15 protein-coding genes and 1 other RNA gene are annotated in these 15,998 nt (G+C 70.1%); 8 read left to right on the top strand and 8 right to left on the bottom strand.

Going from position 1 to position 15,998, the window contains the following annotated elements:
* Positions 1-53: 53 nt before the first annotated feature.
* From purL to ASD59_RS03480, 3 genes are all read left to right on the top strand, one after another.
* Positions 54-2,264, top strand: a complete 2,211-nt coding sequence (gene purL / locus ASD59_RS03490; protein WP_055828362.1) for a phosphoribosylformylglycinamidine synthase subunit PurL — start codon at positions 54-56, stop codon at positions 2,262-2,264.
* On the top strand, positions 2,261-2,605 hold the full coding sequence (locus tag ASD59_RS03485; protein ID WP_055828359.1) for a DUF305 domain-containing protein: 345 nt from the start codon (positions 2,261-2,263) through the stop codon (positions 2,603-2,605). Before purL ends, ASD59_RS03485 begins: the two co-directional genes overlap by 4 nt.
* Before the next feature lie 62 nt (positions 2,606-2,667).
* Complete coding sequence (locus tag ASD59_RS03480; RefSeq protein WP_055828356.1) at positions 2,668-4,236, top strand: alkaline phosphatase D family protein; 1,569 nt, start codon at positions 2,668-2,670, stop codon at positions 4,234-4,236.
* Positions 4,237-4,342: 106 nt separating this feature from the next.
* On the opposite strand, the gene ASD59_RS03475 is transcribed toward ASD59_RS03480, so the two are convergent.
* The 5 genes from ASD59_RS03475 to ASD59_RS03460 all read right to left on the bottom strand — a co-directional run bounded on the left by ASD59_RS03475 (position 4,343) and on the right by ASD59_RS03460 (position 6,625).
* Entirely contained in the window at positions 4,343-5,167 is an 825-nt protein-coding gene (locus ASD59_RS03475; protein WP_055828353.1) for a TIGR00282 family metallophosphoesterase, read from the bottom strand.
* Positions 5,164-5,709 carry a 5-formyltetrahydrofolate cyclo-ligase gene (locus ASD59_RS03470; protein WP_055828350.1) on the bottom strand — a complete coding sequence of 182 codons (546 nt, stop codon included), beginning with the start codon at positions 5,707-5,709 and terminating at the stop codon, positions 5,164-5,166. Before ASD59_RS03470 ends, ASD59_RS03475 begins: the two co-directional genes overlap by 4 nt.
* Before the next feature lie 135 nt (positions 5,710-5,844).
* Positions 5,845-6,005, bottom strand: a non-coding RNA gene (gene ssrS, locus ASD59_RS13810) — 6S RNA.
* Between the two features lie 51 nt (positions 6,006-6,056).
* Positions 6,057-6,368 carry a cell division protein ZapA gene (locus ASD59_RS03465; RefSeq protein ID WP_055828342.1) on the bottom strand — a complete coding sequence of 104 codons (312 nt, stop codon included), beginning with the start codon at positions 6,366-6,368 and terminating at the stop codon, positions 6,057-6,059.
* Positions 6,368-6,625: a hypothetical protein gene (locus ASD59_RS03460; protein WP_055828338.1), complete on the bottom strand. Its 258-nt coding sequence runs from the start codon at positions 6,623-6,625 to the stop codon at positions 6,368-6,370. Before ASD59_RS03460 ends, ASD59_RS03465 begins: the two co-directional genes overlap by 1 nt.
* A 143-nt stretch (positions 6,626-6,768) precedes the next feature.
* Between ASD59_RS03460 and tkt the strand changes: the two genes are divergently transcribed.
* The 3 genes from tkt to purT are packed head-to-tail and all read left to right on the top strand — an operon-like array spanning position 6,769 to position 10,312.
* Positions 6,769-8,724, top strand: coding sequence for a transketolase (gene tkt / locus ASD59_RS03455; RefSeq protein WP_055829675.1), 1,956 nt, complete (start codon positions 6,769-6,771; stop codon positions 8,722-8,724).
* Positions 8,724-9,116, top strand: a complete 393-nt coding sequence (locus ASD59_RS03450) for a VOC family protein (RefSeq protein WP_055828335.1) — start codon at positions 8,724-8,726, stop codon at positions 9,114-9,116. Before tkt ends, ASD59_RS03450 begins: the two co-directional genes overlap by 1 nt.
* Before the next feature lie 2 nt (positions 9,117-9,118).
* Positions 9,119-10,312, top strand: coding sequence for a formate-dependent phosphoribosylglycinamide formyltransferase (purT, locus tag ASD59_RS03445; RefSeq protein ID WP_055828332.1), 1,194 nt, complete (start codon positions 9,119-9,121; stop codon positions 10,310-10,312).
* Here purT and ASD59_RS03440 read toward each other — a convergent pair.
* Genes ASD59_RS03440 through ASD59_RS03430 form a run of 3 tightly spaced genes read right to left on the bottom strand, consistent with a single transcriptional unit; the run spans position 10,309 to position 13,555 of the window.
* Positions 10,309-11,529, bottom strand: a complete 1,221-nt coding sequence (locus tag ASD59_RS03440; protein ID WP_055828330.1) for a S41 family peptidase — start codon at positions 11,527-11,529, stop codon at positions 10,309-10,311. The genes purT and ASD59_RS03440 overlap by 4 nt on opposite strands.
* Positions 11,530-11,538: 9 nt before the next feature.
* On the bottom strand, positions 11,539-12,828 hold the full coding sequence (locus ASD59_RS03435) for a S41 family peptidase (RefSeq protein WP_055828328.1): 1,290 nt from the start codon (positions 12,826-12,828) through the stop codon (positions 11,539-11,541).
* A 55-nt stretch (positions 12,829-12,883) separates the two neighbouring features.
* A complete protein-coding gene (locus ASD59_RS03430) occupies positions 12,884-13,555 on the bottom strand; it encodes an EF-hand domain-containing protein (protein WP_055828325.1) in 672 nt (223 codons plus the stop codon).
* 119 nt (positions 13,556-13,674) lie between these two features.
* Here ASD59_RS03430 and ASD59_RS03425 point away from each other — a divergent pair, with 119 nt between their 5' ends.
* Both ASD59_RS03425 and ASD59_RS03420 read left to right on the top strand, forming a co-directional pair.
* Complete coding sequence (locus ASD59_RS03425; protein ID WP_055828322.1) at positions 13,675-14,415, top strand: response regulator; 741 nt, start codon at positions 13,675-13,677, stop codon at positions 14,413-14,415.
* Complete coding sequence (locus ASD59_RS03420) at positions 14,412-15,986, top strand: ATP-binding protein (RefSeq protein WP_055828318.1); 1,575 nt, start codon at positions 14,412-14,414, stop codon at positions 15,984-15,986. Before ASD59_RS03425 ends, ASD59_RS03420 begins: the two co-directional genes overlap by 4 nt.
* Positions 15,987-15,998: the final 12 nt, after the last annotated feature.

Below are 15,998 nucleotides of genomic sequence, written 5' to 3'. Positions count from 1 at the left end.
TTCCGCTCGGCGGCGGCTGACACCCGCTCCATGAACGGCTAGAAGGCGCGCCCATGAGCGCTCCGCAGAAGACCATGGCCGAACTGGCCGCCGAATACGGCCTGGCCCCGAACGAATATCAGGTCGTCCTCGACCGCCTGGGGCGAGAGCCCAACAACGTCGAGCTGGGCGTCTTCTCGGTGATGTGGTCCGAGCACTGCTCGTACAAGTCGTCGAAGATCCACCTCGGCAAATTCCCGACCAAGGGGCCGCGCGTCATCTGCGGCCCCGGCGAGAACGCCGGCGTCATCGACATCGACGACGGCGACGCCTGCATCTTCAAGATGGAGAGCCACAACCACCCCTCCTACATCGAGCCCTACCAGGGCGCGGCGACGGGCGTGGGCGGCATCATGCGCGACGTCTTCACCATGGGCGCGCGGCCCGTGGCCCTGCTGAACGCCCTGCGCTTCGGCGACCCGTCGCATGAGAAGACCAAGCGGTTGGTCAAGGGCGTGGTCTCGGGGATCGGCGGCTACGGCAACTGCGTCGGCGTGCCGACGGTGGCGGGCGAGACCAATTTCCACGCCGGCTACAACGGCAACATCCTGGTCAACGCCATGTGCGTGGGCGTGGCCAAGGCCGACGCCCTCTTCTATTCGGCCGCGCCGGCTCCGGGCCTGTCGGTGGTCTATTTCGGATCGAAGACCGGCCGCGACGGCATCCACGGCGCGACCATGGCCTCGGCCGAGTTCGACGAGGACTCGGACGAGAAGCGGCCCACGGTGCAGGTCGGCGATCCGTTCGCCGAGAAGCTGCTGATCGAGGCGACGCTGGAGCTGATGGCCTCGGGCGCCGTGGCGGCGATCCAGGACATGGGCGCGGCGGGCCTGACCTCGTCCTCGGTCGAAATGGCGGGCAAGGGCGCCGTCGGCATCGAGCTGAACATGGACGCCGTGCCCCAGCGCGAAGAGGGCATGACGGCCTATGAGATGATGCTGTCGGAAAGCCAGGAGCGGATGCTGGCGGTGCTGAAGCCCGGCCGCGAGGAAGACGGCCACCGCATCTTCAAGAAGTGGGGACTGGACGCCGCCGTCATCGGGGTGACCACGGACACCGGCCGGCTGGTGCTCAAGCATCACGGCGAGACGGTCTGCGACGTGCCTCTTGCCCCGCTGTTCGATGACGCGCCCCTGTATGACCGGCCCTGGGTCCAGCCCGAGCTGCAGCCGCGGCTGGACGCCAAGACGATCCCGGCGCCGGACAGCTGGGTGGATGCGGTGATCAAAGTGGTGTGCTGCCCGGACATGGCCTCCAAGCGCTGGATCTGGGAGCAGTACGACCGCCACGTCATGGCCGACACCCTGCAGGACTCGGCCACCGCCGCCGACGCCGGCGTGGTGCGGGTGCATGGCACCGACAAGGGTCTGGCCATGACCTCGGACTGCACGCCCCGCTACGTCCAGGCCGATCCCTATGAGGGCGGCAAACAGGCCGTGGCCGAGGCGTGGCGCAACCTGACCGCGGTCGGCAGCCGGCCCATCGCCATCACCGACAACCTCAATTTCGGCAATCCGCAGCGGCCCGAGATCATGGGCCAGATCGTCCGCGCCATCGACGGCATGGCCGAGGCCTGCCGGGTGCTCGATTTCCCGGTCGTGAGCGGCAACGTCAGCCTCTACAACGAGACCAACGGCGCGGCCATTCCGCCGACCCCGACGGTCGGGGCCGTGGGCCTGCTGACCAACTATGACGTCGTCGTCGGCTTCGGCGGCATGGTCGAGGGCGACGTACTGGTCCTGATCGGCGAGACGGTCGGGGAACTGGGCTCCTCGATCTATCTCCGCGAGGTGCTGGGCCGCGAGGACGGCGCGCCGCCGCCGGTCGATCTGGCGCTGGAGCGCAAGACCGGCGACTTCGTGCGCGGTCTGATCGAGGCCGGCGACCTGACCTGCGTGCATGACCTGTCGGACGGCGGCCTGATCGGGGCCGCGGCGGACATCGCCCTGGCCTCGGACTGCGGCATCGAGCTGGACGCCACCTCGGCGACCCACGCCCACATCCTGCTCTTCGGCGAGGACCAGGCGCGCTATCTGGTCGCCACGCCGGACGCGACCGGGATCATCGCGGCGGCCCAGACAGCCGGCTTGCACGCCTCGGTGGTCGGCCGGGCCAAGGGGCGGGACTTCGCTTCCGGAAGTGCGGACGGCGACCTGTTCCGCCTGCCGCTGGAGCACCTGCGCGAGATGCACGAGGGGTGGATGCCGAACTGGATCGAGGGTTGACGCCGCGCCTCCCGATCCTGCTCGCGGCCCTGGCCGTGACCGCCTGCGACGGCGGCGGCGATCCCGTCCAGCAGGCCCTGCGCGAGACGGCGGCGGCGAACCAGTCGGCGACGGTGCGGGAAACCGCGACGACGTCCGCGATCGATCCCGCCCAGATGGACCGGACCTGGGTCGCCGGAGTCATCGAACACCATCGCAACGGCGTGGCCATGGCGGACGCCGCCCTGGTTCGCTCCCGGGACCCGCAGGTCCGGCGAATGGCGCAGGAGATCAAGACGGCCCGGACTCGCGAGATCGCGGAAATGCAGGCGTGGGAGCCCGCCGCCGCACCGCGCCCGTAACGGGGCCGTGACGACCGTCACATTTCCGGGCTAGGTCGGGACAAGCGCGTTCCGGAGGTCTTATGTCGGTATTCGATTCCCTGTCCCGTCGCGGACTGCTGCTGGGCCTCGGGTCCGGCGGCGCCCTGGCCGGCGCCGGCCGTCAGGCCCTCGCCGATCCGGTGTTCTCCGAATATCCGTTCCAGCTCGGAATCGCCGCCGGCGACCCCGCACCGGACGGCTTTGTCATCTGGACCCGGCTCGCGCCCCGACCGCTGGAGATCGGCCATGGCATGCCGTCCCAGCCCGTGGCGGTGAAATGGGAGGTCGCGACGGATCGCGGCTTCTCCGGCGTCGTGCGGAACGGTGAGGCCGTCGCCCGGCCCGAGATGGGCCATGCAGTTCATGTCGAGGTCGAGGGACTGGAGCCCGGCCGGGACTATTTCTATCGCTTCAGCGCCGGAACCGAGCGCACGGCCACGGGCCGGGCCAGAACCGCGCCGGCGGCCGGTTCGGCCGTCGCCCGGGCCCGCTTCGGCGTGCTGGGCTGCCAAGCCTACGAGCAGGGCTTCTACACCGCTCACCGCAAGGCGGCGGCCGAAGATCTCGACTTCGTCTACTGCTATGGCGATTACATCTACGAGGGGCGCGGCAGCCGGACCTATTCGGGGTCGGGCGGGACGATGGAGAACCCGCGCCAGCATTTCGGCGGCGAGACCTACAGCCTGGAGGACTACCGGCGCCGCTACGCCCAGTACAAGATGGACACGGACCTGCAGGCCAGCCACGCGGCGACGGCCTGGTATGTGACCTGGGACGATCACGAGATCGCCAACAACTGGGTTTCGGACATGGACGACGGGGTGCCACCCGAGGTCTTCCTGCTGCGGCGTCAGGCTGCGGCCCAGGCCTTTTACGAGCATATGCCGCTGCGCCGGTCGGCCTTCCCGCGCGGGTCGGAGATGCAGTTGTACCGGCGCTCGTCATGGGGCGACCTGCTCGACCTGAACTTCCTCGACACCCGCTCCCACCGCTCGAACCAGCCCTGCGACGACGCCTGGGCGACGACCTGCGCGGGGGTCGCCGCGCGGGACGCGCAGGTACTGGGCGAGGCCCAGGAGGCCTGGCTGTACCGCAACCTCGACCAGTCGCGGGCGCACTGGAGAGTGCTGGCGCAGCAGATCATGGTGATGGACCTGGACCGCAAGGAAGGCCCCGAGCCGGGCTACAACCTGGACACCTGGGCCGGCTATTCGATCCCGCGCCAGCGGCTGCTGGACCGGCTGCGCGAACGCCGTATCGGCAACACCGTCGTCCTGACCGGCGACGAGCACCAGAACTATGCCGGTGAACTGCACCGCGACAGCCGCAACCCCGAGGGCGCGCCGATCGCCTCGGAGTTCGTCACCACATCGATCAGCTCATCGGGCGACGGTCAGGACCAGCGGGCCGACGGACGCCGCTATCTGGCCGACAATCCGTTCCTGAAATTCAACAACGCCCAGCGCGGCTATGTCGTCTGCGATGTCACGCCCGAGCGCTGGCAGACCGAGTTCAAGGTGCTGGACAAGGTGTCGGAAAAGGGCGGCGTGCTGACGACCCGGGCGAAGTTGGCCGTGGCCAGCGGCGACGCCCGGATCGTCCCGGCCTGAGGCGTCCGCGGACGACGGGGAATTCGACGACGGATTTGGTGGGATTTCGACGACCCGGTTTGAAGACTTGAGCGACTAAGGCGACGGCCGCGGCGGCGTTCTTGCGTCAAGCCAGGACGGGAATCGCCTGACTCAACCGCCCGCCGACCCGGATCGGTTCGACCCGCGTGGCCAGCCCGGTCCTGTCGTCCGTCTCGACATAGACGCCGCAGACCGTGGCCGGGCCATGGGCGGGAACATAGCGCCCCCCCGAGAGGCGGGTGGTGAACCGCCGCAGGGGCTCTTCCTTCTCGTTGCCGATGACGCTGTCGTAGTCGCAGCAGCCGCCGGCGTCGGTCTGGTAGGCCGTGCCGCCGGGCAGTATCTGACAGTCGGCGGTCGGGACATGGGTGTGGGTGCCGACCACCAGCGAGGCGCGGCCGTCACAGAAATGACCCATGGCCATCTTCTCCGAGGTGGCCTCGCAATGCATGTCGACGATGATGGCGTCTGCCGCCATACCCATCGGACAGGCGGCAAGTTCCTTCTCGACGGCGCTGAACGGGCAGTCCATCGGGTCCATGTGGATGCGGCCCAGCACGTTCATGACCAGCACGGTCTTGCCGCTGTGGGTCTCGAACAGATTGGCGCCGGCTCCAGGCGCGTCCATCAGGCGCGGATAGTTCAGCGGGCGGATCAGGCGCGGCTCGCGGACGATGTAGGTCAGCGCCTCGCGCTGATCCCAGCTGTGGTTGCCCAGGGTCAGGCAGTCGGCGCCGGCCATGAACAGATCGCGCGCCGTGTTCTCGGTGATGCCGAAACCGCCGGCGGCGTTCTCGGCGTTGACCACCACGAAATCGAGTTTCAGGTCGCGCTTCAGGCCGGGCAGGTGGTCGCTCAGGCCATCGCGTCCGGACTTGCCGACGACATCACCGAAAAAAGCCAGTCTCATGCGAAGGGTCTATAGCCGGTCTCGGTCAGAACGCCATGCAGACGAATGTCGTGCGCCTCGACCGGCAGACGCTCGACCTCCTGGCCGGCGTAGGCGAAGCCGATGCGCAGGACATCCGGACGCGCGGCGAAGGTCCGGTCATAGTAGCCGCCCCCCTGCCCCAGCCGTCCGCCCTCGGCGTCGAAGGCCAGCAGCGGGGTCAGGATCAGGTCCGGGTCCACGATCTCGGCCAGCGGGAACGGCGCCGGAACGCCGGCCTCGTCGAGCTCGAGCGGTTCGCCCGGCGACCAGCGGCGGAAGATCATGGGGGCGTCCCGCTCCATGACCACCGGCAGGCAGAGTTCCCGCCCCGCCCGGCTGAGGGCGAGGGACAGGGCGTCAACGTCCAGTTCAGAGCCGATGGCGCGGTAGACGGCGACGATCCGTCCCGGCGGCAGGGCGCCGGCCTGTTCGGCGGCGCGGCCGGCCGCGCCCGCGTCCAGTCCGGCCAGACGCTTGCGCGTGGCCCGCATCGCGGCGCGCAGCTGATGCTTGTCGGTCATGGAAGACACCGCCCGGCCGCGTCGAACACGCCCGGCAGCCCTAGCGCGCGGACCCTGGCGGCTCAAGCGTCGCCGCACGCGCTCAGGCAGCGAGGCTCCGCGAGCCGAGAGATGGCGCAAAAAGGAGGAGAGGTTGGCGGCGCCGCAAGAACCGTGAAGGACGTTTAAATCCTCTCGACCTGGGTAGCCAGGTGGGCGCCGTGTGCCCAAGCCCACGAGCCTGGTCAGGGACAGCTCCCTTCGAGTGAATTAAGGTCGCAAGGAAATGTTGCCTTCGACGAGGGCCGCAGCAAGACCCGCCGTCGGACAAGATAGTCGTTCCGCCGGGGCGGAACAATGGCCGGACGTCAAAGGCCCTGGGCGATTTTCTCGAGCCGGGCGGCGACGGCGTTCAACGCCTCGGCCACGCCGTCGGTGTTGGCGGCCCCCGAGGCCGCAGGCGCGGCCCCGCCGTTGGCGCGCGCCTCATGCAGTTCGTCGGCCAGCATCAGGCCGGCCATCAGGAACAGGCGGATGTCGCCGACATGGCCGACCTCGCCCGCCACCTGGCGCACATGGCCGTCGAACTGGCCGGCCAGGGTGCGGACGCGGTCCTCCTGGCCGTCAGCGCAACCGACGGCGTAGGGGCGGCCGTTGATCTCGACGGTCACTGTCGCCATCAGCGGGCCTCCTGTTCGGACAGGCTGGCGCGGATGGCGTCGGCGGCGCGGGACAGGGCCTCGGCGGCGTCGCGGCCGGCGGCTTCCAGATCATGGATGCGGGCGCGGTCGGTTTCGGTCGAGGGCTCGGGCGCGAACAGATCGTCGTCCGGCACGCGGCTGGATCCGGCCGCGCGACCCTTGAGCTCCAGCAGCCGGCGCTCGAGCAGAGCCAGCGCGCGGTCGACACGGTCCTTGGCGGCCGAAGCAGCATCCATTCGGGTCACATCCTCCAGAATCCGTATAGAACCCGCGCGCACGCCGGGGTAAAGCGGCGCGCTTCCTTTTTTCCGCCTCCCGACGAAAGGTCCTCCCCGTGACCGACGCCAAAAACGCATCCGAAAAGGCCACCCCGAGACAGATGGCCGACGCCATCCGGGTGCTTTCCATGGACGGGGTCGAAAAGGCGAAGAGCGGCCACCCCGGCATGCCGATGGGCATGGCCGACGTGGCGACGGTGCTGTTCTCGAAATTTCTGAAGTTCGACGCGAGCCGTCCCGACTGGGCCGACCGCGACCGCTTCATCCTGTCGGCCGGGCACGGGTCGATGCTGATCTACTCCCTGCTTCACCTGACCGGCTACAAGGCCGCGACGAAGGAGGAACTGTCCAACTTCCGCCAGTGGGGCTCGAAGACGGCGGGTCACCCCGAGTTCGGCCATATGCCCGGCGTCGAGACCACCACCGGCCCGCTGGGTCAGGGCCTGGCCAACAGCGTCGGTTTCGCCATGGCCGAGCGCCATCTGGCGGCGCGGTTCGGCGACGATCTGGTCGACCACCGCACCTGGGTCATCGCCGGCGACGGCTGCCTGATGGAAGGCGTGTCGCAGGAGGCGATCGCCCTCGCTGGCCGCTACCGACTGAACAAGCTGACCGTTCTGTGGGACGACAATTCGATCACCATCGACGGCGCGGTGTCGCTGTCTGACGCCACCGACCAGAAGGCGCGCTTCAAGGCCGCGGGCTGGGCCGTGAAGGCCGTCGACGGCCATGACATGAAGGCCATCAAGTCAGCGCTGCAGTGGGCGACGAAACAGGATCGGCCGACCCTGATCGCCTGCAAGACGAAGATCGGCCGCGGCGCCGCCACCATGGAAGGCAGCCACAAGACCCACGGCGCAGCCTTGGGCGCAGCCGAGATCGCCGCCACGCGCCTGGGCCTGTCGTGGACGCATGAGCCGTTCGAACTGCCCGAGGCCGTCGACAAGGCGTGGAAGAAGGTCGGACGCCGCGGCGCCAAGGCGCGCAAGGCGTGGGAAGCCCGCCTGAACGATTCGTCGCAGGCCGCGGACTTCACCCGCGCCATGAAGGGTGACCTGCCCGCCGGCGCCTTCGACAAGTTGCACGCCCGGATCGCCGAACTGGTGGAGACGAAGCCGGCCCAGGCCACGCGCCAGTCCTCGGGCGCCGCACTGGACGAACTGTTCGCCGCCATCCCCGAGCTGATCGGCGGCTCGGCCGACCTGACCGGCTCGAACAACACCTTCGTCAAGGGTACGCCGATCTTTGACGCGCCGACCTATGAGGGTCGCTACGTCAACTGGGGCATCCGCGAGTTCGGCATGGCCGCAGCCATGAACGGCATGGCCCTGCACGGCGGGGTCATTCCCTACGGCGGCACCTTCATGGTGTTCTCGGACTACAGCCGCCCGGCCATCCGCCTCGGCGCCCTGATGGGGGTGCGGGCCATCCACGTCCTGACCCACGACAGCATCGGACTGGGCGAGGACGGCCCCACGCACCAGCCGGTCGAGCATCTGGCCGCCCTGCGCGCCATCCCCAACCTGCTGGTCTTCCGCCCGGCCGATACTGTCGAGGCCATGGAATGCTGGCAGGCGGCGCTGGAGCACAAGGCCGCTCCGTCGGCCATGGCCCTGTCGCGGCAGAAGACGCCGGCGGTCCGCACCGTCTCGGCGTCGGAGAACCTGTCGGCCCGCGGCGCCTATGAAATCCGCGCCGCCAGGGGCGCAGCGAAGGTCACCCTGTTCGGCACGGGCACGGAACTGGCGCTGGCGCTGGCCGCCGCCGATGCACTGGAGGCCGAAGGCACGCCGACGCGGGTCGTCTCCGTCCCGTGCTTCGAGCTCTTCTTCCAGCAGCCGAAGAAATATCAGGACAGCGTCATTGGCCGCGGCACGGTCCGGGTCGCTGTCGAGGCCGCGATCCAGCAAGGCTGGGAGCGGTTCATCGGCGAGGACGGCGGCTTCGTCGGCATGACCGGCTTCGGGGCGAGCGCCCCGGCCGAGGTCCTGTACGAAAAATTCGGCATCACGACCGACGCCGTGGTCGCGGCGGTCAAGGCGCGGCTGCAGGGCTGATGGCCCATCTCGGCGCCGTCACCCTGCTGGTCCGCGACTACGACGAGGCCATCGCCTTCTTTGTCGGCAAACTCGGCTTCGCGCTGAGCGAGGATACGGACATGGGCGGCGGCAAGCGCTGGGTGCGGGTCACGCCCGGCGGCCAGACCTCGCTGCTGCTGGCGCGGGCGACGACCGACGCCCAGCGCGAGGCTGTCGGGCGACAGGCGGGCGATCGCGTCTGGCTGTTTCTCGAGACCGACGACCTGACGCGCGACCACGTGGCCTGGTCGGCCGCGGGCGTCGCCTTCCGCGAGACGCCGCGCCACGAGCCCTATGGCAAGGTGGTGGTGTTCGAGGACCTGTACGGCAACGCCTGGGACCTGATCGAACCCGCCAGCACCGGAGACTGACCATGCGTATCGGAACCCCGCTGTCCGACACCGCCATCCGCGTCATGCTTCTGGGGGCGGGGGAGCTCGGCAAGGAGGTCGCGATCGAACTGCAGCGGCTCGGCGTCGAGGTCATCGCCGTCGATCGCTACGCCAACGCCCCCGCCATGCAGGTGGCGCACCGCAGCCACGTCATTCCGATGACCGACCCGCACATCCTCGCCGGAGTCATCGCGGCGGAGGCGCCCCACATCATCGTGCCCGAGATCGAGGCCATCGCCACCGACGTCCTGGCCGAGATCGAGGCGGCGGGACATGCGGTGGTCATCCCGACGGCTCGCGCCACCCAACTGACCATGAACCGGGAAGGCATCCGGCGGCTGGCGGGGGAAGAATTGGGCCTGCCGACATCGCCCTACGCCTTCGCCTCATCGGCTGACGAGTTGGCGGACGCCGCCGAGCGCATCGGACTGCCGGTCTTCGTCAAGCCCGTGATGTCGTCCTCGGGCAAGGGCCAGTCCTTCGTCGAGTCCCCTGATCAGGTCGCCGACGCCTGGGCCTACGCCCAGTCCGGCGGTCGGGTCGAGACGGCGACGGTCATCGTCGAGGGCCGCATCGACTTCGATTTCGAGATCACCCTGCTGACGGTCCGCTCGATGCGGGACGGCGCCGTGCGGACGGACTTCTGCGCTCCGATCGGCCACCGGCAGGTCAAGGGTGACTATGTCGAGAGCTGGCAGCCGCAGGCGATGACGCCGGCCGCGCTGGCCGCGGCGCAGGACATCGCCGGCAAGGTCACGGATTCGCTGGGCGGCCTGGGCGTGTTCGGGGTCGAGCTGTTCGTGAAGGGCGACCAGGTCTGGTTCTCGGAGGTGTCGCCGCGCCCGCACGACACCGGACTGGTGACGCTGGCGACCCAGACGATGAGCGAGTTCGCGCTGCATGCCCGCGCCATCCTGGGCCTGCCCGTCGACGTCAGCCAGCGCGACATCGGCGCCAGTGCGGTGATCTACGGCGGCATGGACGCCGTCGGCGTCGCCTTCGAGGGTGTCGCCGGGGCCCTGTCCGTGCCGACCGCCGACCTGCGCCTGTTCGGCAAGCCGGAAAGCTATGAGCGCCGCCGCATGGGCGTGGCGACCGCGCGCGGGGCGACGACCGACGAGGCGCGCGAGCGTGCGCGAGAGGCCGCGTCCAGGGTGCGGGTGGTTCCGGCCTAGGGTCGCTGCAACACCTCGACTGCGCGCTCCAGCACGGGATCGCGTCCGGACCTGAGATCAGCATCCGAGGGCTCGACAGGCACGTCCGGCGTCACGCCGACCCGTTCAAGCACAGTCCCCGATCCGGTGCGGAAAGCGACGACGCCGACGCTCAATCGGCCCCCGTCCGGCAGGGCGAAAAGGCGCGACCCCACCACCGCGCCCGCTGTCGCGCCGCCGACGACGGGGCCTCTTCGCTGCTCCTGCACGAAGGCGGCGAACAGCTCCGCCCCGCTCGCGGACTGACGCGAGGTCAGAACCGAAATCGGTCCCTCGAAATGTACGGGCGCGGCGCGCGTGCGAAGGCGTCGGTCCGGCAGCCAGCCGAACTCGGCGACGCCGTACGTCAGGCCGGCGTCAAAGAACGGGGACAACAGACGTCCGACTTCCGAGTCGAGCCCGCCGCCGTTGTAGCGCAGATCAATGATGACCGCGGAGGGGGTGTCGACGAGCTCGGCTTTCAGCCGATCCAGCACGGCCTCGCGCGTGACCCGATCGAACTCGTCGAACTGGACGAGGAGCACTCCATCCGGCCGCCGATGGACCAGGGGCGCGGCCCGCGGCATCGGGCGGGCCGCGAGGGCGAGTTCATGGACGGCGTCATCGGCGTCCGTGAAGCGCCATACGCCGGGAGCCTCGAGATGGGCGCGGCCGGGCTCGAACGCCGCCCCGTCCACTGTCTCGACCCGCCAGCCCAGCCGCACGCCGGCTTCCGCCGCCGGCCCGTCGGGACGAATGCGGGTGACGATGAACCTCTCCCCGGATCGCGTGAGGGTCAGACCAAGCTGCGGCCCCTCCGCCAGCCGGGCCTGTTGCCGGCGCAGGTGAGCCGTCGGGGCGAGGGCGTTGGTGTGCGGATCATCGAGCAACGCAAGAGTCGTATTGAGGGCCCGGTAAAACTCCGTCTCGTCGGGCCGGGCGATCGCCGTCTCGCGGAGCCCGGCCGCCTGCGACGGCCAGTCCAGGCCACCGAAGTCCCGGCGATAGAATCTGCGGGTGACCAGGGCCACGGCTGCGTCATAGACCGCCGTATTGAGCGCGGTTCGCTCGGTCGATCCATCGGCGACCACCACGGGCGAAGGGATCGCGCGGTCGTCCGCATACGGAAGGGACTGGCAGCCGCACAGGACGACGATCAGTAAGACCGCGGGCGTTGTCGCCCGTGGAAAGGAGATCATCCGCCGAGGCTAGAGCGGCGCGGCGCGGATCGACAGGGCCCGTTCTTCAGGGGCCGCGCCGGCCAGCGCCGCCACGGCCGCCTCAAGGACCGGATCGCGTCCCACCCGCCGGTCCTCGGCAGTCCCGGAAGCCGTCACGTCGGGCTTCACCCCGCGCCTCTCAAGCCGCACGCCCCCCGAGGTCACGAAATCGGCCCGGCTGAGCGTCAGCCGGCCGCCGTCGGGCAGTTGCGTCTCCCGCGAGATCAGCACGGCCCCGGCTGTCGGCGCTCCGACGACGACGGCGCGGCGGGCTTCCTGCAGGGCGGCCGGCGTCAGTTCGGCGGCGCTGCGGCTCTGGTTGTCGACCAGCACCGCCACATCGTTGGCGACGGGGGCCGTCAGTTCGCCGCATCCGCCGGTCGTCCTCATTTCGACCCTCCGGCCCGTCCGTGACGTGCGGGTCGCCCACGCCCGGTTTGTCGGCAGGAAGCAGCTCAGCACGGCGTCCGCCTCCATCAACCGTCCGCCGGGATTGCCCCGCAGGTCCAGGACCAGGTCGATGTCCGGCGTCACACCGGCCAGCTGCTCGCCCATCCAGCGGCCCAGGCCCTGCTCGAAGGCCTCGACCTTGAGAACCAGCAAGCCGGGGCGGGTGCGGTCGGCGACGAAGGCCGGGCGCGGCTCCATCACCCGGGGGTTCAGAACGGTCGGGCGGGCGGCTCCGTCAGCGTCGACCAGCGCCAGGACCACGGGTCGGCCCTCGATCACATCCTGTTCAGGGGTCCATCCCGCCACGCCGTCGGCGATCAGCCGCCAGCCGACGCCGACGCCCGCTTCGGCCGCGGGCGATCCCTCGCGGACCTCCTCGACCACATAGATGTCCTGATTGTCCCGGTCAGCGCGCATGGACAGACCGATCGCGGCGCGGCGTCCGCGCAGCTGATCCTGACGCCGGGCCACCGCCGGCGGGGCGGCGCCGGCGTGTTCGTCGTCCAGGAGGTCCAGCATCCCGCGCAACGACCGGTACAGGGTCCGGTCATCCCGCGCCGCCAGCGCCACGGGCCGCCACGTCCGGCGCGCGGCGTTCCAGTCCACCCCGTGCAGGTGCGGGTCATAGTATTCGCGCCGCACCTCGTTCCAGATATGGTCGAAGACCCTCTGGTTCATCCGGACGCGTTCGCGGCTGGGCGTGACAGGGGCGGCGACCGAGGCCGCCGGAGCGATCGCGGGATCGCCCGCGAACGCCGGGGCCGCGAAGAGCGCAAGGCTCATCGCGGCTGACACGGCCAGTCGTTCAAACAGGCGACGGAAGATCATGGCGCCATTAGAGGGCGCCTTCGCCGAGTTTCAAATCACGAAGTCGCTGAACGGATCACTCGTCATCGCCCTGTCGCGTTTCGATCCGGTGGGTGAAGACCTGCATGTCGTGGCCCTGACCGCGTTCGCCTTCCTCGATGAAGCCCGAGTGGTCGGCGTCCATGCGGGCGAAGGCTTCACGAAGCGGCCCGGTGAACTCGGCCTCGCTGATGCGGCCGTCATTGTCGGCGTCCATCCTGTGCTCGCCGTCCGGGCCGCCGAGCCGGCGGACGATGACATTGTGCTCGCCGGGGCCGTCGGCGCCGCGCGGCAGATGGAGGATGTGGGGACCGCCCTCACCGCCGGGACCGCGAATGACGATCTCGTGCTCCATATGCCCGCCCGGCGCTCCGGAGCGCCGGACTTCGACGTGGCGCGCGCCCGGGCTGCCCTCGCCGCCCGGACCGCGCAGGAACATGTGCCCGCCCGCGCCATGGCCGGCCGACATTTCCTCGGTCGACAGGCGGCCGTCGCGGTCCTTGTCCATGCGGGCGAAATGGTCGTTCATCGGCGCGGCGAACTCTTCGCGCGAAACCTGGCCGTCGCCATCCTTGTCCAGGGCGCCGGGCCCGTCGCCCATCATCATGAAGCGGGTGTGGACCTCGGGCGGGGCCGGGGGCGCGGGTGGAGCCGGCGGGGCGGGATGGTCCTGCATCAGGAGGGCGGACAGGGCGATCAGGGTCAGCATGGGCGTTGGTTCCCGTTGTGGAGCGACGCAGTTCGACCATGCCGCCCTTTCGCCCGTGTTTCAGGCCGGCGGAGAAATGTTTCAACGCTGAAATGACGGCGAGCGCCCGGTCCGCCACAATGGCCGTCATGCAAGCCGAGGCCGCCCCCCGCATTCTCGTCGTCGACGACGATCCCGGCATCCGCGAGGTGTTGTGCGACTATCTGAGCCAGCACGGCTATGACGCGACCGGCGCCGCCTCGGCCGCAGAGATGGACCGGGCCGTCGCGCGCCAGGCGCCCGACCTGATCGTGCTGGACCTGATGATGCCCGGCGAGGACGGGCTGTCGGTCTGCCGCCGCCTGTCGGGCAAGGGGGGACCGCCGATCGTGATGCTGTCGGCCATGGGCGAGGACACCGACCGGATCATCGGGCTGGAACTGGGGGCCGACGACTATCTGGCCAAGCCCTGCAATCCGCGCGAACTGCTGGCCCGCGTCCGCGCCGTTCTGCGCCGTCCGCGCGAAGAAACCGCAGCCGAGGGTCCGGCGCTGGCCTTCGCCGGCTGGCGGCTGGATCTGCTGCGGCGGGAGCTGACGCGGCCCGACGGGCGCGCCGTCGCCCTGTCGGCGGGAGAATTCGCCCTGTTGCGGGCCTTCGCCGAGCGGCCGGGCCGGGTGCTGACCCGGGACCAGTTGCTGGAACGGGCGCGCGGAGCGGACGCCGACGTCTTCGACCGGGCCATGGACGTGCAGATCAGCCGGCTGCGGAAGAAGCTGGACGACGGTTCGGGCCTCGAGATGATCCAGACGCTGCGCGGCGAAGGATACATGTTCGACGTCAAGGTCGAGCGGCTGGCCGGCGTCCGGGGCGCCGCGTGAGGCGGCCCTCGTCCTTTCCCGTCCTGGTCCAGGTGGCGGCGCTGGCGGTTCTGGCTGTCGTCATGTCCCAGGCGGTGGCTTTCGGGGTCGTGGTGCTGGCCCCGGAGCCCCGCCCCGCGGGCTTCAGCATCGAGGCCGCGGCCAATGCGCTGAAAGGCGAACCGGCCGAAACCTCGGACGGCCGGGCGCTGCGGCGACGCTTCACCGACAGACCGACCACGGTAGGCCCGGACGAGCAGATCGACCCCATGGCCATGGCCATTACGGCGGGTCTGGCCCAGCGGCTGGGCGTCGAGCAGGAGACCGTGCGGGTCCGGGTCGATCACGACCGGCCGAGGAAACGCGGGGGCGAACCGTCGGACGCCGCCGTAAGGGATCATCTCAACTTCGTCTTCGTGCATGGCCCACGCCGCACGCCGCCTCCGCCGGCCCCTCCGTCTCCGCCCCCGCCGCCCGCCCCGCCCGCTCCGGCTGTGCCGCGCGAGGTGACGGTGATGCGGCAAGGCGCCGAGATCCGGGCCCAGCTGAACATGCGTCACGTCATGCCGCACAGTTCGGGCGGCGCCTTCATCATCGACCGCGAGACACGGCAGTTCACGGTCCTGGCCGACCGATTGACCTTCGCGCCCTTCGCCGCCTCGGTGCTGCAGCCCGACGGGCGCTGGGCCACGGTCGAGCCGCCGCGCGGCCTGTTGTCGCCGTGGCAGCAGCGGGTGCTGCTGGCCTTGGCCATATCCATGCTGCTGCTGGCGCCGCTGGTCTGGTTCATGGCGCGGCGACTGACCCGGCCGATCCGGGTCTTCGCCGATGCCGCCGAGCGACTGGGCGCGGACCCCGACGCCGAGCCGCTGACGCCGTCCGGCCCTTCCGAAGTTCGCACCGCCATCCAGGCATTCAACGACATGCAGGCGTCCCTGCGCGACCACATGCGCCGGCGCACCCAGACCGTCGCCGCCATCGCCCATGATCTGCGCACGCCCCTGACCCGGCTGAGGTTCCGGGCCGAACAGGCCCCCGAGGCGGTGCGAGACCGCATGGCCGCCGATATCGAGGAGATGGACGCCCTGATCGCCCAGGCCATGGCCTATGTCCGCGGCGAGGCGACGCCCGAGCGGCGCGAACGATTCGACCTGGCCGAGCTCGCGAAGGACTGCGCCGGCGGCTTCTCCGAAACCGGCGCGGACGTCACCTTCTCCAACGGGGCCGTCCTGCCCGTCGAGGCCGGTCCCGCCGCCCTGCGCCGCGCCCTCGCCAACCTGATCGCCAACGCCGTCAAATTCGGCGACGCGGCCCGGGTGACGGCGCTGACGGAAGGGGGCCAGGCGGTGATCCGGGTCGAGGACGACGGCCCCGGCCTGCCCGAAAGCGAGCTGGAGACCGTGTTCGAACCCTTCCAGCGCGCCGAACGCTCGCGCAGTCGCGAAACGGGCGGAGCCGGACTGGGCCTGACCGTGGCCCGACAGGCGGCGCGGGCCTTTGGCGGCGACGTGACCCTGACCAGCCGTTCCGGCGGCGGCCTGACCGCTCGGCTGAACCTTCCCCTTGTCAATCCCGCGATTGAGACGCCCTGACGTCGCCGGCCA

The sequence above is a fragment of the Brevundimonas sp. Root608 genome (assembly GCF_001427825.1).
Taxonomy (GTDB): Bacteria; Pseudomonadota; Alphaproteobacteria; order Caulobacterales; family Caulobacteraceae; genus Brevundimonas.
This window is presented reverse-complemented; position numbering and strand designations above follow the sequence as displayed.

Excerpts from the sequence above, each read along its gene's own strand:
- ASD59_RS03450 (WP_055828335.1), top strand. The coding sequence starts at position 8,724 with ATGGCCCATCTCGGCGCCGTCACCCTGCTGGTCCGCGACTACGACGAG.
- ASD59_RS03460 (WP_055828338.1), bottom strand. The coding sequence starts at position 6,625 with ATGGATGCTGCTTCGGCCGCCAAGGACCGTGTCGACCGCGCGCTGGCT.
- purL (WP_055828362.1), top strand. The coding sequence starts at position 54 with ATGAGCGCTCCGCAGAAGACCATGGCCGAACTGGCCGCCGAATACGGC.
- ASD59_RS03470 (WP_055828350.1), bottom strand. The coding sequence starts at position 5,709 with ATGACCGACAAGCATCAGCTGCGCGCCGCGATGCGGGCCACGCGCAAG.
- purT (WP_055828332.1), top strand. The coding sequence starts at position 9,119 with ATGCGTATCGGAACCCCGCTGTCCGACACCGCCATCCGCGTCATGCTT.
- tkt (WP_055829675.1), top strand. The coding sequence starts at position 6,769 with ATGGCCGACGCCATCCGGGTGCTTTCCATGGACGGGGTCGAAAAGGCG.
- ASD59_RS03440 (WP_055828330.1), bottom strand. The coding sequence starts at position 11,529 with ATGATCTCCTTTCCACGGGCGACAACGCCCGCGGTCTTACTGATCGTC.
- ASD59_RS03430 (WP_055828325.1), bottom strand. The coding sequence starts at position 13,555 with ATGCTGACCCTGATCGCCCTGTCCGCCCTCCTGATGCAGGACCATCCC.
- ASD59_RS03475 (WP_055828353.1), bottom strand. The coding sequence starts at position 5,167 with ATGAGACTGGCTTTTTTCGGTGATGTCGTCGGCAAGTCCGGACGCGAT.
- ASD59_RS03465 (WP_055828342.1), bottom strand. The coding sequence starts at position 6,368 with ATGGCGACAGTGACCGTCGAGATCAACGGCCGCCCCTACGCCGTCGGT.
- ASD59_RS03435 (WP_055828328.1), bottom strand. The coding sequence starts at position 12,828 with ATGATCTTCCGTCGCCTGTTTGAACGACTGGCCGTGTCAGCCGCGATG.
- ASD59_RS03425 (WP_055828322.1), top strand. The coding sequence starts at position 13,675 with ATGGCCGTCATGCAAGCCGAGGCCGCCCCCCGCATTCTCGTCGTCGAC.
- ASD59_RS03480 (WP_055828356.1), top strand. The coding sequence starts at position 2,668 with ATGTCGGTATTCGATTCCCTGTCCCGTCGCGGACTGCTGCTGGGCCTC.